The organism is Streptomyces sp. NPDC111656, assembly GCF_055656965.1.
In genome coordinates this window covers 426,513-440,683 of the sequence record NZ_JBVKCA010000004.1, presented here as the reverse complement: position 1 = coordinate 440,683, position 14,171 = coordinate 426,513, and the positions used below count along the sequence as shown (strand labels likewise).

At 67.3% G+C, this 14,171-nt stretch carries 11 protein-coding genes and 1 tRNA gene; 6 read left to right on the top strand and 6 right to left on the bottom strand.

Annotation, left to right across the window (positions count from 1 at the left end; all coding sequences use genetic code 11):
• Nucleotides 1–166 precede the first annotated feature (166 nt).
• Together ACZ7M3_RS15355 and ACZ7M3_RS15350 are read left to right on the top strand one after the other, a co-directional pair.
• Nucleotides 167–634, top strand: a complete 468-nt coding sequence (locus tag ACZ7M3_RS15355; RefSeq protein ID WP_472063627.1) for a hypothetical protein — start codon at nt 167–169, stop codon at nt 632–634.
• Nucleotides 635–677: 43 nt separating this feature from the next.
• Nucleotides 678–1,445 carry a transposase gene (locus ACZ7M3_RS15350; protein ID WP_472063625.1) on the top strand — a complete coding sequence of 256 codons (768 nt, stop codon included), beginning with the start codon at nt 678–680 and terminating at the stop codon, nt 1,443–1,445.
• 272 nt (nt 1,446–1,717) lie between these two features.
• Here ACZ7M3_RS15350 and ACZ7M3_RS15345 read toward each other — a convergent pair whose 3' ends face one another.
• A complete protein-coding gene (locus ACZ7M3_RS15345) occupies nt 1,718–2,152 on the bottom strand; it encodes a VOC family protein (RefSeq protein ID WP_472063623.1) in 435 nt (144 codons plus the stop codon).
• A gap of 1,550 nt (nt 2,153–3,702) precedes the next feature.
• On the opposite strand from ACZ7M3_RS15345, the gene ACZ7M3_RS15340 reads away from it, so the two are divergent.
• Nucleotides 3,703–4,254, top strand: a complete 552-nt coding sequence (locus tag ACZ7M3_RS15340) for a site-specific integrase (protein ID WP_472063621.1) — start codon at nt 3,703–3,705, stop codon at nt 4,252–4,254.
• A 263-nt stretch (nt 4,255–4,517) separates the two neighbouring features.
• Here the strand turns inward: ACZ7M3_RS15340 and ACZ7M3_RS15335 are convergent, their stop codons facing one another.
• The gene (locus ACZ7M3_RS15335; protein WP_471594233.1) at nt 4,518–4,931 is read right to left on the bottom strand and encodes a hypothetical protein; all 414 of its coding nucleotides are present in this window, start codon (nt 4,929–4,931) and stop codon (nt 4,518–4,520) included.
• A gap of 788 nt (nt 4,932–5,719) precedes the next feature.
• A tRNA-Val gene (locus tag ACZ7M3_RS15330) sits at nt 5,720–5,791 on the bottom strand.
• Nucleotides 5,792–5,970: 179 nt separating this feature from the next.
• Here ACZ7M3_RS15330 and ACZ7M3_RS15325 point away from each other — a divergent pair.
• From ACZ7M3_RS15325 to ACZ7M3_RS15315, 3 genes are all read left to right on the top strand, one after another.
• The gene (locus tag ACZ7M3_RS15325) at nt 5,971–6,753 is read left to right on the top strand and encodes a DUF4097 family beta strand repeat-containing protein (RefSeq protein ID WP_472063619.1); all 783 of its coding nucleotides are present in this window, start codon (nt 5,971–5,973) and stop codon (nt 6,751–6,753) included.
• A 74-nt stretch (nt 6,754–6,827) separates the two neighbouring features.
• A complete protein-coding gene (locus tag ACZ7M3_RS15320) occupies nt 6,828–8,216 on the top strand; it encodes a coiled-coil domain-containing protein (RefSeq protein ID WP_452970780.1) in 1,389 nt (462 codons plus the stop codon).
• 107 nt (nt 8,217–8,323) lie between these two features.
• A complete protein-coding gene (locus ACZ7M3_RS15315; protein ID WP_472063617.1) occupies nt 8,324–9,034 on the top strand; it encodes a DUF4383 domain-containing protein in 711 nt (236 codons plus the stop codon).
• A 22-nt stretch (nt 9,035–9,056) separates the two neighbouring features.
• Here ACZ7M3_RS15315 and ACZ7M3_RS15310 read toward each other — a convergent pair whose 3' ends face one another.
• The 3 genes from ACZ7M3_RS15310 to ACZ7M3_RS15300 all read right to left on the bottom strand — a co-directional run bounded on the left by ACZ7M3_RS15310 (nt 9,057) and on the right by ACZ7M3_RS15300 (nt 13,952).
• Nucleotides 9,057–10,199 (bottom strand): amidase domain-containing protein, encoded by a 1,143-nt coding sequence (locus ACZ7M3_RS15310; protein WP_452970774.1) that lies wholly within the window; start codon nt 10,197–10,199, stop codon nt 9,057–9,059.
• A gap of 156 nt (nt 10,200–10,355) precedes the next feature.
• Nucleotides 10,356–11,654 (bottom strand): polysaccharide deacetylase family protein, encoded by a 1,299-nt coding sequence (locus ACZ7M3_RS15305; protein WP_472063615.1) that lies wholly within the window; start codon nt 11,652–11,654, stop codon nt 10,356–10,358.
• A 111-nt stretch (nt 11,655–11,765) separates the two neighbouring features.
• Nucleotides 11,766–13,952: a transglycosylase domain-containing protein gene (locus ACZ7M3_RS15300; RefSeq protein WP_472063613.1), complete on the bottom strand. Its 2,187-nt coding sequence runs from the start codon at nt 13,950–13,952 to the stop codon at nt 11,766–11,768.
• Nucleotides 13,953–14,171: the final 219 nt, after the last annotated feature.

Genomic DNA, 14,171 nt, shown 5'->3' with positions numbered 1-14,171 from the left:
AGCCTGGTGGTGCGGGGTAGCGAAGGCAGGCAGGTCACGCCACGCACCGAGGGTCCGTCGTCCAGCGGGTATCTCGACTGCGGTGAACCATCGTTGACCGTGACTGACCGCACCATGTGGCACGGCTGTGGCACACGCGACTTCGGCGGCCAGTAGCTTGATCGGCATGGCCACCCAGATAGTCACCTTGGTCGGCGTCCTCATCGGCGCCCTGACGTCCTACCTAGCGACGGCGATAGCCGAGCGGGCGAAGTTCCGACGCACGATGACTACCCGTTGGGATGAGAGGAAGCTCGATACCTACATCGAGTACATCTCATGCGTCAAAGAGATCACGAGAGCCGCCAGGGAAGCTTTGCGGGCTCGTGACCGGGAGGAGGACGCAACCGGTGCGCTGGCGGAGATGGAGGCGATCGAGGCCAAACGATCGATCCTTTTCGAGAGCTTCATCCTGCTGAGCGACGAAGCTGCTGCCACTGCTGCCCACGTCGTCAATCAGCGAGCCTGGGATCTACTACGAGTGACACGCAATCCCGCCAACGGGGAGGCCGCTCTCGAGGAGGTTCCACTGGTCACGGCCCTGAACGCTCTTCATGCGGCGGCGCGAGCGGATCTTGCGATAGGGCGCGGCTAAGGCTTGTCCCGCAACTGCTGGTCACCGGTGAGATGATCTTGATGTGGCTGGTGTGATTACGGCGTCGGAGCCGTCTTGGATAGGTCCGTTCACTGGGCTGAGCGCGCGCTGCTTCGGCAAGTTGGTCACCGCGGTGAAGCGCGAGAGCGGAGCCAAACCACAGCTGGGGCGTCCGTGGGGTCTGCCGCTTGAGGACCGCATCTTGCTGGTCACGGCCTACTGGCGCACGAACTTGACGATGCGCCAGCTAGCCCTACTGTTCGGGATTTCGAAGTCGTCGGCCGACCGGATCATCGACCACCTCGGTCCTCTGCTGGCATCGCCGTCCCGACGTCGGTTCGCGAGGGGCACGGTGCTCATCGTGGACGGGACCCTGGTGCCAACCCGGGATCACGCGGTGGCCGAGCAGTCGAAGAACTATCGGTATTCCACCAATCACCAGGTCGTCATCGACGCCGATACCCGCCTGGTTGTCGTGGTCGGACGGCCGCTGCCGGGCAACCGCAACGACTGCAAGGCGTGGGAAGAATCGGGAGCCAAGGCCGCAGTCGGCCGGACGACCGTGATAGCTGATGGCGGCTATCCAGGGACCGGGCTGATCATGCCGCACCGCCGCACTCCCGGCGAAGAGCTGCCCGACTGGAAGCAAGAGCACAACCGCTCACACAAGCATGTCCGTGCCCGAGTGGAGCACGTCTTTGCCCGGATGAAGACCTGGAAGATCCTCCGGGACTGCCGCCTCAAGGGCGACGGCGTCCGCCACGCCATGCTCGGCATCGCCCGACTGCACAACCTCGCTCTCACGGGATAACCCGCCGCATACGAGGATGGCGTCCCGCCACGTGGTGCAAGCGATCAAGACACCGGAATCCGCAGGCCAGGGGCGCCGACCATGCCCGATGGGATGTCCAACTCGTCTTACCGGGAGGCTTCGTGGGCTGCAGTCTCCGCAGAGATCGCCACGGGTCTCGAACCGGAACGCGTAGCGCTTGATCCCCTACACCACGTCGCGGGACACGACCCATACGAGACCCGAGAGGTCCAAGGGAAACGGCTCCCCCACCTCGCCGACTCGGAGGATCCTCAGTCGAGACAGAACTCGTTGCCCTCAATGTCCTGCATCACAATGCAGGACTCGTTCTCGCCGTCGGCACGCATCGTTCGCACATGTACCGCGCCAAGCGCGACCAGCCGTGCGCATTCAGCTTCAAGCGTGGCCAGGCGCTCCTCACCCACGAGCCCGATACCGGCCCGCACGTCAAGATGCAGCCGGTTCTTGACGGCCTTTCCTTCGGGAACGCGCTGGAAGAGCAGGCGCGGTCCCACACCCGCGGGATCACTGCACGCGAAGTAGATCACCTGATCCTCAGGCGGCAGTGAGCGATGGTAGTCCTCCCAAGTGGCGAACCCCGTCGGGATCGGAGGTACGACGTACCCCAGCACCTCGCACCAGAAGCCGGCGAGACGCGCAGGTTTCGCGCAGTCGAAGGTCACTTGGAACTGCTTGATCGTTGACATCGGCGCACGATAACAGGGGCTCTGCTCATCTCCCCTCGTGGGTCCGCACGTTGTTGGGCGGACGGCCCGTGCCATCCGTTGCTGTGCTGTGCGGTCGCAGGGGTGAACCGAGGTGGATGCCTTCCAAAGGGTGGGACCCAGGATCCAATCCCGGCCAACCACTCTCGTGCCAGAGGTCAGTTACGGGACAGCCCTTTAGCCAGCCTGATGGACGAGGGTGTACGGCCGGATTCGCAAGGTCGGCGGAGACTTAATGGGCGAGTCAAGCGCCGCTGGGTGTGCTCAGTAGCCGAAGAAGTGAAGGGGCCGCTTCCTAACCTGCGGTCCCTCATTCGGTGAACGCTCTGACTTGCTGTTGAGCTGTCGACGGTTGTCAACGCTGGTCACCGTTGAGCGTCCTTTCACGGCCCAGAGACGGCCCCGGGACTCCATGCCCGGGGTCGTCGCTAGTTTGGAAGATCGCGTATCTGGATCTGGGTTGACCTGGCGAGACGCTGACCTCGGCGTTCCCGGGGCGTTAGCCGACGTTCCCTGTCGGTCTCCGCTCGTTGCTGCTCGATCGGGCACGTAGGGGGCACGCTTGGCCTTCTCCCGCCTTGTCAGGCTGGGAACGCCGAAGTGGGGGTCCAGCTGGTCTTGTCGGCGGTTACGCGGCCGTGTGGGGCTGCCTCGCTGATGCCGCACTCACTGCGGTGCCAGAAACGAGGACTGCTGACAGTGCGATCAAGTTGGTCAGAACGCCTTGGATCTGTGCGCCTGGGACGTAGATGACCACGATGACGACGAGAACGGTGGCCCAGTCTCGCGGGCGGGGGATTGAAAGTGGCCTGGTTGGGGTCACACTCATAGCAGTACCTCCTAGGTGCGCGCCCACCGATTGCTGCCCTCGCCGGGAAGCCTGTGCAGCGGTCGGTGGGCTTTTGCGTGGACCTCTGTGATGTGGGTCTCCCCCAGTGTGCGCCGAAGTAACGGCTGGTAGGCGTGACCTAACCCACGGGGACGGTGCACAGGGGGCGCACGCAGTCATGCGGTCCGCCGGGTGGACAGGGAAGCGCGCCCGTTCGTCGATGAAGGTCGATAAACGAACGGATGGTCCGATAATCGAGGGGGTGTGTGCGACGAGGTCAGCGTAGCGACTTTGGCCGGGAGCTGCTTTGGCGCGAGTGATCATGGCCCCGTAAGCTGCCGGCGCGTCGGGCAGTCTGTTGACCTGCCCGTTAAAGCACGACGTTGGGGCCGTGATCTTCGAGGCTCGCGCCAAAGTGGCTGGCTAAAGTCGCGGAGCCGACCGCCCCAGCCACGACGGGGTTTCCCTCCCGCGCCTTGGCTCGTCGGCATCCGAACGGGATGTCCGATAGTAGGTCGCTCGATCGTGACGAAGTCTTTACTCGTTTTCTCAGTAAGCAAGTCAAAAGACGTCACTCGCGGACGTACGCGCAGCGATCCCTGACCCGTCCATCTATGCCGCGCTGATCCGTGGCACCTGTGCAGGATCAGGGGGCCGCTCGAACGCCGGCGCGTCCGCCCGTGATCCGCTGTACGCGGCGTACGTGCTCATCCTGGTTCTGGGGTTCCGACGCGGCGAAGTCCTGGGCCTCACCTGGGAGAACGTGAACCTGGACGCCGGGGAGATCACGGTGCAGATGCAGCTGCAGCGCATCAATCGACGCTTGGTCCACGACGAGACCAAGACCGAGGCGTCAACGGCCACGCTCCCGCTGCCGCAAATCTGCGTCACCGCTCTTCAACTTCGCAGGAAGGAACAGGAGCTGGCCAAGCAAGCCGCCGGTGAGCTGTGGATGGACTCCGATTTCGTGTTCACCACGCGCCGCGGCACACCATTCGAACCGCGCAACTTCAACCGCCGGTTCGGCGACCGGTCGGCCAGGGCGGGCGTCCGCCGGATCCGGCTGCACGACACTCGGCACACCTGCGGCTCGCTCCTCGCCGCCCTCGACGTGCACCCCCGGGTTGCGATGCAGATCCTCCGGCACAGCAAGATCGCGGTGACGATGGAGATCTACACGCACGTTCCGTCAGAGTCGACCCGGCGGGCACTTCGCAAGCTGGGCAAGCACCTTGGGAAGCAAGATCGAAAGTAGTTGCTGTACTTCGCTGCTGTACGGCATGCCAAAGCCCCCGTCAGTATCCCCGCCGGGGGCTTTGAGCTGCGTGGACCTGAGGGGATTTGAACCCCTGGCCCCCTCGATGTGAACTATGGGCGGGGCGGTCGCTGAGGTCTGCCAGGCACGCCAGCCGAGTGCTTGGGTCTGGTGGCGGTCGTGGGTGCGGAGGTTGCTGTACTTCACTGCTGTACCGCAGCCCGGGGCAGCCTGGCTGGACAGGACAGTTTGACAGCCGGCACTCAGTCCCCTTCGGGCGAGCCATCGGACTTGTCCGTGCGCATGAGAATTCCGGGGCAGTCTGGATCGACTTCGCCCGTGTAGTGGTTTCGCCAGAAGTAGCGGCTGGTGCGCGGCAGCGGCACCTCCACAAGTCGGCCGTCGTGCATCATCCACAAGCCAAAGCAGTCATCTTCCTCGTCATGGATCAGCACCTGCACAGAGTGCGGGGATGGCCAAGGCTGAGACTCCAGGTGTTCCAGGAGTCCGACCCAGCTGCTCCGTCGTATGAACTCAATGGCCCAGCCACCGAACATGCCATGCCCGATATCTGTGAATTGGCCACGCCACTTTCGGTTGGGGTCCGGCTGTGTCAACGGTTCCATGATCTCTTCTGCGCTGCTGGCCAACACGATGACCTCGGCGAATCTGCTCATGGCCGAGTATCGCCGGAGACATGGGAGGAACTGCAATCGAGTTCCGTCTCTGGAGTCGACATCCGCGATCCGAGGGCGACGGCGGCGAGAGGTTGGCTCCGAGACTTTGGGCTGGAGCTGCCATGGGGCGAGTGATCACGGCCCCGTAAGCTTCCGGCGAGTCGGGCAGTCTGTGGACCTGCCCGTTAAAGCACGACGTTGGGGCCATGATCTTCGAGGCTCGCCCCATGGTGGCTAAAGTCTCGGAGCCAACCGGCCCATCGGCGCACCCACCGTTCTCGACTCGGGCCCGCACCCGCTGCGGCCCGGGGCTTGGCCCCGGCGCCGCAGGCGCAGAGGGGCCAAAGCCCAAGGGCCAGCCCGCGCTTGCGCGGGCCTTGATGAAGTAGGGAAAGTTCTACCGCGCCGGCGGCTCCTTCTGGAACCCGGCGTGGAACGCGCACGCGTCGCCGCCGAGTTGGAGCGCTTGGACGCCCTGCCGCGGCCTCTCGTCCTCGAAGCAGTGGCGGCGTCCCGTATCGGCGCATCGCCGAACTGACGAGTCTCTCGCGATCGCATGAGTGATCGCGCACGACCCGCGCGGAGCTGATCCATCAGCGCCCCGTCAACGGCCGCGACCACCGAATCACCGACTACACCGACGGCCGGCTCAAGAGGCCAGAGTGGCCCCGACATGACCTCTCTGGCACGTAAATGCCACGGCGGCCCCGGCTCGCCACCAAAGATCAAGGCCCAGATCCCCGGGTACCCACCCGCTGATCTGGGCCTTTCTCGTGTCCTGAGACCGGTGGGCGCGGACGGTTTCGAACCGCCGACATCCGCCTTGTAAGGGCGGCGCTCTACCGCTGAGCTACGCGCCCAGGACGAGTCGACAGCCTACATTGCCCGGGGGGATGCCCCGCAAACCCGTATCCGGGGGTTAACCCCACCTCCGGTCCGGGAGCGGCCCGGATCCCGCGGCGGACCCCGGAACCGTACGGTCGAAAGGCGTCGAAGGGCATCGGAGCGCGTCGGCGTTTCATTCCAGGGGGAGATCTTCATGGCTCGGACTCGGACACGGACAGCTGCGCGGACCACGGCCGTCGCCGGTGCCGTCGTCGCTCTCGTCGCGACCGCCGCGGGCTGCGGGGCGAATGCCGGGGACGACAGGCATCCGGAGCATCGGGCGTTCGCGCTGCACGGTCGTACGCTCACCGTGGACTCGGACGACTCCGCGCTGGAGCTCGTGGTCGCCGAATCGGCCGAGGCGGACAAGGTCGAGGTCACCCGGTGGTTCCAGGGCCACATCGTCGTCGGTGGGGATCCGCGCGTGACCTGGGCGATGAAGGACGACCGGCTGACGCTGCGGATGAAGTGCTCGGGTGTCGTCGCCGACTGCAGCGCCAAGCACCGGATCGTCGTGCCGCGCGGTGTCGCGGTGAAGGTCGTGGACGGGGACGGGAGCGTACGGGCGGAAGGGTTCAAGGAGGCGCTCGGGATCCGTACGTCGGACGGGAGTGTCCGCGTGACGAACTCCTCCGGCGCGCTGGACCTGCGTACCGCCGACGGCTCGATCCGCGCCCTCGGCATCGACTCGCGCCACGTGCGCGCCCAGACCTCCGACGGGTCCGTACGGCTCGAACTCGGCGTCGTACCCGACCTGGTCGAGGCCCGCAGCCAGGACGGTTCGCTCACCATCGGGCTGCCCCACGACACCTACCGGGTGACGGCCGAGAGCGGGGACGGATCCGTGCGGGTGTCCGTGCCCCGGGACGCGGCCAGTTCGCACGTGGTGTCCGCCCGCGCGAACGACGGAAGCATCACAGTACGAACCGCGAACTAACCGGCCCGTGTGTTCGTCCTTAACCGGTGGGAGAATGACACCGGGCAAGGCGGATGACAGCACGGGAGAGGGATGTGACGGCGACACCTTCAGAGCCGTACACGCCGTTTGCGCCACGCGCGCAGTCGGTACGCCGTCAGCCCCGTCGATGCCGTGACGTGCTGACTCTCGTCACCCTCCCGCTCCTCGCCGCCCTCGTCCTGCCCGCGGCCTTCGCCGGGGGCGGCACCCGGCGCTGGTTCGGCGGGCGCTCCGAGGGTCAGCGGGCCGAGGCGCAGGCCGCGAAGGACGCCGCCGCGGCGGCGTTCTACGAGCTGGACACCGCCCAGCGCGATCTGCGGATCTCGATCGAGACCATCATCGCCGTCGACGACTCCCCCGCGGCCCGCCGCGCCGTCTCCGACTTCGAGGCGTTGGGCCGGCGCATCGACGAGGCCAGTGGGAAGTACATCGAGGCCGTCGACGCCCACGACCTCGACCGGGACGAGCTGGAGGCGTCGGTCGCCACCCGCGCCCGCGCCGAACTCACCGCCGCCAAGGACCAGCTGGGGCGGGTCAAACAGGACCTGGACCGGTTCGGCCAGGGACTCGCGCCGCTGCTCGGGAAGGCCGAGACGCAGCTCGCCCGGCTCGCGCCCGCCGTCGAGCGCGCCCGCCAGGCCCTGCTCGCCGCCTCGAACGCCCTCGATGACGTCCGCAAGACAGGCCTCAGAGCCGATGATCTGGCCGGCCGGCTCGCCGCGCTCGGGCCCGAGCTGACCAAGCTCAACCAGGGGGCCGGAGCGCACGGCGTACCGGAGACGCTGGAGCGCGCCGAGCGGGTCTCCCGGGAGGCCGGGGCGGTGCGCGCGGAGGCCGAGCGGCTGCCGGAGCGGGCCGCGGAGATCGACCACCGGCTGGTGTCGCTGCGCACCCGCGCCCAGGCGCTGACCACCCGTGCCGGGCAGGTGGAGCCGGTGCTGAGCGAGCTGCGGCGCCGGTTCTCCGCCGCGTGCTGGCAGGACCTGCAGCACGTACCGGAGCAAGCCACCGAGAACGTACGGCAGGCCGAGCTCAAGCTGAAGGAGGCGCAGGCCGCGCGCGACGCGCAGCGCTGGCCGGACGCCACCTCGCTGCTGTCCACGGTGCGCGCGCTGCTGAACGGTACCGACGAGGCCGTGTCGGCGGCCGGCGACCGGCTGCGACGGCTGAACGCCGTGTCCAAGGACCCCCAGCAGGAGATCGACCGCACCCGTTTCGCCATCCGGGACGCCCAGCGCCTGGCCATGGCGGGCCGCAACACCCCGGATCCGCGGCACGCCCGCCCGCTCGACGACTCCGTCGCCCGGCTGGATCGTGCCGTCGCCGCGCTGGAGGGGCGCCACCCCGACTACTGGCACTTCCTCACCGAGACGGAGGCGGTACGGGCGACGGCCGCCCGGGTGGTCTCCCAGATCCGCGAGGAGCGCGGCGGCCCGGTCTGAGCTTCTCCGGCACCGCCGATCCCGGTCCCCTGTGGTGGCGATCCCCGGCCTCCGGGCGGATGCTGGGATGTACGTACGGCCTCCGCTAGCTGAAGAGGGAGGCGGACATGGCCACGCACGTACTTCGTCCCGGAACCCGACGACGCATCGCCTTCGACGACCATCTGCCGGTCGATCACCGGCTGAACACGTTCTACCGGATCGGCGCGGGCCTGATGGGCCTCTTCCTGCTCGCCTTCGGCATCCTCGGCCTGACCAACAAGGTCGGCTTCTTCACCACCCACGGGGACACGGTCATAGGGCTGAACACCAACGGCTCGCTCAGCGTGCTGTCCATCTGCGTGGGGCTGCTGCTGTTCGTGGGCATGGTGATCGGCGGGAACTTCGCCTCGACGCTCAACATGGTCTTCGGCGTCCTGTTCATCCTCAACGGCTTCCTGAACCTGGCGCTGCTGGACGGCCGCTACAACTTCCTCGCCTTCCGCATCCAGAACGTGCTGTTCAGCTTTGTGGTCGGCGTCCTGCTGATGTTCTTCGGGATGTACGGGAGGGTCGGCTCGGCCCTGCCGCACGACAACCCGTACTACAAAGCCCGTCACCCCGAGGAGGCCGAGCGGACGGAGCGGATCCGGGAGCTGCGGGAGTCGGCCTCGGCAACGGCCCTGCAGCAGTCGCACAGGGCCGCGCCGACGCCCAAGGCCGTGGGCGGCACGGAAACCAAGGCATCGGAAACCACCGAAGCGTCGGAATCCAAAGCATCGGAATCCAAGGCACCGGAGACCAAGGCCGCCGAGCCGCCCAGGACCACGGACCCCTAGGTCACCTCAGGTGATCAGGTGATCAGGTGCGATACGCGTAGTACGCCGAGGTCGGGTACGACGCGAGGATGCTCGACAGCGACCGGCGGTAGGTGTCGGCGTCGTGGTACGTCAGGTACGGCATGCCGCTGGAGCTGCGGTAGGACGTGATCATGGTGTGGTCCTTGGACCCGTCCTTGTCGAAGTCCACCTGCAGGACGTCACCGACGTCCATCTGGTAGACGTTCGCCAGCGGCGCGGTGCGCTTGGCGGTCTGGGTGAACCAGGACCACTCGTTCACGCCCGCCCAGGAGTCGGACTGGCCGTTGGCGACGTAGTACCAGGTGTCGTACTCCTCCGGAGTCACGGTGCTGATCGGCTGCCAGCCGCCCGCCAGCAGACTCTGGCTCACGAAGTTGGTGCAGTCGCCGCCGACCCCGTTGAACTTCCGGTAGGCCGCGTTGTAGTTCTTCCAGTACTTCTCGGCGTAGGTCGCCATCGCCGCGTAGTCGTACGCGCCTCCGGTGAGCTTCTTGGGGTTGGCGGGCGCGGGATACGTGGTCGCTGCCGGGGGGGCGTCGACAACGGCCATCGGGGTCCTGCGCGCGGGGGCGGCGGTGACGGGTTCGTTGACCTGGTGGGCGCCCGTGTCGGTCGTACGCAGGCCCGAGAGCTTCCAGGTGCCGTCCGGCTGGGCGGCGAAGGTCAGGACGTGGTGCGCGTCGAAGCCCGTGGTGTCGGGTTCGTCGCCGCGGATCTTCTTGTACGTGAGGACGGTGGTCTCGGTGACCCAGGCGGTGGCCACCTTGCCCCACCTGCGCGTCCTGTCGACGGTGACCTTGGTGTCGGCGGCGGTGTAGGCCTCACCCAGCGCCGCGAGGCGGGAGCGGGTGCCGCGCAGGGAGGTCACGGCGGTGTCCTCCGTCTTCGTCAGCGCGGCGGTCAGCTTGATGCCTCCCGTCGACTTCGACGCGAGGGCCGTGCGGGGTGCCGGCCCGCTCTTGTCGAGGAGGGCCGCCGTGCGGTCGGTGAGCACGGCGTCCGCCATCCGGCCGAACGCGTCGGTCGTCGCCCGGTTCACGGTGACGGACGCGGTCGCCGCGTGGGCGGAGGAAAGGGGCAGCAGCACTGCGGAGACGGCGATCGCCGTCAGGGTCGAGCATCGGCTCAACGTCTTCGATCTCACTGAGGACTCTCCTTACACCCGATCAGATGCCGGGGAGGGAATCTTTACACGTCCTCCTCAACTGTGGTGAACCCGGGGGGATTTCATGCACACCTAGGTCAACTCCCTTGAGAAAAGAGTAAGTTGACGCACCGAAAGTCAGGACGCCGTTCACGGCTACTTCACCACCGTCGACCAGTCCGGGGACTGCGCGGGATCCAGACTGCGCAGGCGCTCCAGGGTCTCGGGCTTCTGCACGTCGAGCCAGTCGGCCAGTTCACGGAAGGACACACAGCGAACGCCCTTCTTCGTGCACACGTTCTTGACGACCTGGTCGATGGACTTCATGTAGATGCCACCGTTCCAGTTCTCGAAGTGGTTGCCGATGAACAGCGGTGCGCGACTGCCGTAGTACACGCGGTTGAAACCGTCCATGTACGACGCGACGGTCTCCTGCTCCCACTCGGGGTACTTGGCCGGGTCGCCCTCGGTCGAGTCGCCGGACTGGTTGGCGAGGAAGTTGAAGTCCATGGACAGGCCTTGGTACTTGCCGCCCTCGTAGGGGAGCAGCTGCAGCGGGAAGTCCCAGACGCCCTCCTTCTTGTTGGGCCATATCTGGAGGTTGCCCGAGGAGCTCGCGTCGTAGCGCCAGTCGTAGTCCTTGGCGGTCGCCTTCATGGCCTTGAGCAGGTTCTTCTGGCCCTCCAGGCAGGGCGCGCGCCCTCCGTTGACCTCCTTCGCGGGGTCGAACGGCAGGGCCGGCAGGTCGGTGTAGCCGGTGTTGGTCTTCCACTTCTCGACGAACGAGAAGAACTGGTTGATCTCGCTCTCCCACTCCGCCACGCTCCAGTCCCCGCCGCCCTTGTCCTCGCAGAAGTGACCGTTGAAGTGGGTGCCGATCTCGTTGCCCGCCTTGTAGGCCTTGCCGAGCTCCTCCAGCGTGTCGCGGATGTGCTCGTCGGTGGCGTAGCTGATCGCCGCGGCGCCCGGCGCGTGCATCGGCGGTTTGTAGAGCGTCTTCTTGTCCTTGGGCAGCAGATAGATGCCGGTCAGGAAGAACGTCATGTGGGCGTTGTACTGCTCCGCCAACTCCTGGTAGTGCGTGAAGAGTTTGTCGTCGCCCTGGAGGGCGCCGTCCCAGGAGAAGACGACGAACTGGGGCGGCTTCTCACCCGGCTTGAGGGGGACGGGCTTCAACTGGCCCTTCTGCGGCCCGGTGTAGGACGTGGAGCCGTCCCCGAGCACCTTCGTCTTGCCGTCCCACGGGGGTTCCTTGGTCGTCTTGGTGGTGGTCTCGGAGCGGGACCCACCGGCCGAGGCGGCCGGTGTGGTGTTGTCCGAGCCGTTCAGGGCCAGGAACGTGGCGGTCGTCGACGTCACGACGAGGAAGGCCGCCATGGCCACGAAACCCTGGCGGGCGGAACCGGGAGCGGGTGCGGGTTCGCGGCGGCGGTGACCGCTGTGCTTCGAGTTCATACGGGGCACATTCTGCGAGGGGGGTGGAAGGAGCGGGCGGGGGCCTTTCGGCCGTCGGGATGCGCGGTGGCCTCTCGGCCGTCGGGGTGGGCGGCCTCGTGGCCGTCGCGGTCAGCCGAGCGGACTCATGGCGCCGGCCCAGATGCCGTACGGGACGTCGTCGGTGGACGTGCCGGCGAGCCCTTTGAGCGGCAGCGGTTCGAGGCTCTTGGTCAGGTCGATGCGGTAGAGGACGACCGCGGTCGACACGGAACGGTTCGTACCGACGTACCAGGCTGCGGTGTCGTCCGCCGTGGTGCCGGCCTTCCCGGCCGTCTCCGGTGCGCTCAGGGCCGCGGTGGGGTGCGCCGTACCGAAGGCGTCCGTGAGCCCCTCGGTGACCTCGCGGGCCACCTCGGCGCTCACCGCGCGCTTGGGGCGGGGGGTGTCCAGGGCGACCTGGGAGCCGTTGCGGGTGATGCGTCGCACGGAGTACGGCTCGGTGTGCGACCCGCCCGCGGCGAAGGTGGCGTAGGCGTTGGCCATCCGGATCGCGCTGGGCGTGGCGTTGCCCAGGGACAGCGCGGGCACCTGGGGACCCATGGTCGACGAGAGCAGCCCGGCCGCTTCGGCGGTCTGCCGCACCTTGTCCAGGCCCGTGTCCATGCCGAGCTGCATGAAGGGCACGTTCACGGACTCGGCGAGCGCCTTGCGCAGGCTGATCTGCCCCCAGGACTTGTTGCCGTCGTTGTGGGCGGCGACCTTCTTGTTGGCGCGGTCCCAGTAGGGCCCTTCGGGTGTGGTGACGGGGATGTTGTCGTCACCGTTGTAGAGCGTCTCCGGCGTGACCGGTGTCGCCGCACTGTCGCGGGTCTTGTGGACGCCGTGTTCAAGACCGGCCGCGTAGACGAACGGCAGGAACGACGAACCGGCCGGGACCGTGGTCGCGTTGGACTCGTTGAAGCCCTGCGTACGGTGGTCGGGGCCGCCGTAGACGGCGAGGATCTTGCCGTCGGCGGCCACCGAGGAGGCCCCGTAGTGGGCGGCCTTCGCCGTCTTGGGGTCGTCCTTCAGGGCCTTGTTGCGGGCCTTGGTCACGGCGTCGGCGAGCGCCGTCTCCCGCTTCCGGTCGAAGGTCGTGTAGATCTGGTAGCCGCCCAGGTCGAACTGCTGGTCCGAGATGTGCCCGGCCTTCTTGGCGTACTGGGTCGCGAGCTCCACCAGGTAGTCGCTCTGCTTGCCGGTGTCGAAGGTCTGGGACTGCGTGGTCGGCTCGGGGAACTTCGTGTACTTGGCCCGCTCGGCCGGCGACAGCTTGCCGATCTTGACCATGCGGTCGAGGATCCAGGACCAGCGCTCCACGGCGCGCTTGTGGTTCGCCTGGCTCAGGGTGGGGTCGTACAGGCCCGCGCCCTTCAGCAGGGACGCGAGCATCGCGGCCTCGCTGGCGTTGAGTTCGCCGACGTCCTTGCCGTAGTACGCCTGGGCGGCGCGCTGGATGCCGTACGTGCCGCGGCCGAACCAGCTGGTGTTGAGGTAGCCCTCGAGGATCTTGTCCTTGCTCATCTTCTGGTCGAGCTTGAGGGAGATCATCGCCTCGGTGAACTTGCGGCTCACCGAGCGGTTCTGGTTCAGGTAGACGTTCTTGACGTACTGCTGGGTGATCGTCGAGCCACCCTCGGTGTTGCCCTCGCCGATCGTGCGCACCAGGGCCCGGCTGATGCCCTTGAAGGAGATGCCCGGGTCGGAGTAGAAGCTCTGGTTCTCCGCGGCCAGCACCGCCCAGCGCACGTCCTGGGGTATGTCCTTCAGCGGCATCGCCTGCCGCCGCACCCACCCGGTCCGGGCCATGGGCGTCCCGTCGGACCAGAAGTAGACGTTGTCCTGCTGGGTGGCGTACGTGTTGAGGTTCTGGGGTATGTCTGTCGCGGCATAAGCGATCACCAGAAACGTTCCGCTCAGCCCGATGGCCAGGCCCCAGGCTGCCAGCCACTGGCGCCAGGAGGGCATCCAGCGTCGCCAGCCGGTGCGGCCGGGGCGCGGGTACGCCGGTTTCAGACGGCGGGCGACGCGCGCCCAGCGCCCGGCGAGCGCGGAGGGCTTGGCCGGTTTGCGGCGGGTGCCGCGATGGCCGGAAGTCGTCCCTCGATCGGCGCTTTGTGAGGGGTCCTCCGCACCTGAGTGCGCCTCGATCTCGGCAGGAGTCGGTACGCGAAGCTGAGTGGTCTTCTCGGCGGGACGTTCGGCCCCGGGCGGGAGGCGGAGCTGAGTGGTCTCCTCGGCGCGGGGCGGGAGGCGAAGCTGAGTGGTCTCATCCATGCCGGGCGGGAGGCGAAGCTGAGTGGTTCGCTCGGCGGGAGTCTCGTTCTCCGAGTCATCCGCACGACGGCTCGCGGAGTCATCCGCACGACGGCTCGCAGGGTCTTCCGTGCGGCGGCTCGCGGGCCGTTGCGGACCGGGCCCGCGGCGATTTTGGCGGTCGTCGCCCTCCCCGCTAGCCACGGCGGGCTCCGGCGCGTGGACGGCCCAGGGGATGCG

What these genes read in the sequence shown, in the direction of transcription:
- ACZ7M3_RS15355 (WP_472063627.1), top strand. Translation starts at nt 167, where the DNA reads ATGGCCACCCAGATAGTCACCTTGGTCGGCGTCCTCATCGGCGCCCTG.
- ACZ7M3_RS15305 (WP_472063615.1), bottom strand. Translation starts at nt 11,654, where the DNA reads ATGAACTCGAAGCACAGCGGTCACCGCCGCCGCGAACCCGCACCCGCT.
- ACZ7M3_RS15335 (WP_471594233.1), bottom strand. Translation starts at nt 4,931, where the DNA reads ATGAGCAGATTCGCCGAGGTCATCGTGTTGGCCAGCAGCGCAGAAGAG.
- ACZ7M3_RS15345 (WP_472063623.1), bottom strand. Translation starts at nt 2,152, where the DNA reads ATGTCAACGATCAAGCAGTTCCAAGTGACCTTCGACTGCGCGAAACCT.
- ACZ7M3_RS15300 (WP_472063613.1), bottom strand. Translation starts at nt 13,952, where the DNA reads ATGGATGAGACCACTCAGCTTCGCCTCCCGCCCCGCGCCGAGGAGACC.
- ACZ7M3_RS15325 (WP_472063619.1), top strand. Translation starts at nt 5,971, where the DNA reads ATGGCTCGGACTCGGACACGGACAGCTGCGCGGACCACGGCCGTCGCC.
- ACZ7M3_RS15315 (WP_472063617.1), top strand. Translation starts at nt 8,324, where the DNA reads ATGGCCACGCACGTACTTCGTCCCGGAACCCGACGACGCATCGCCTTC.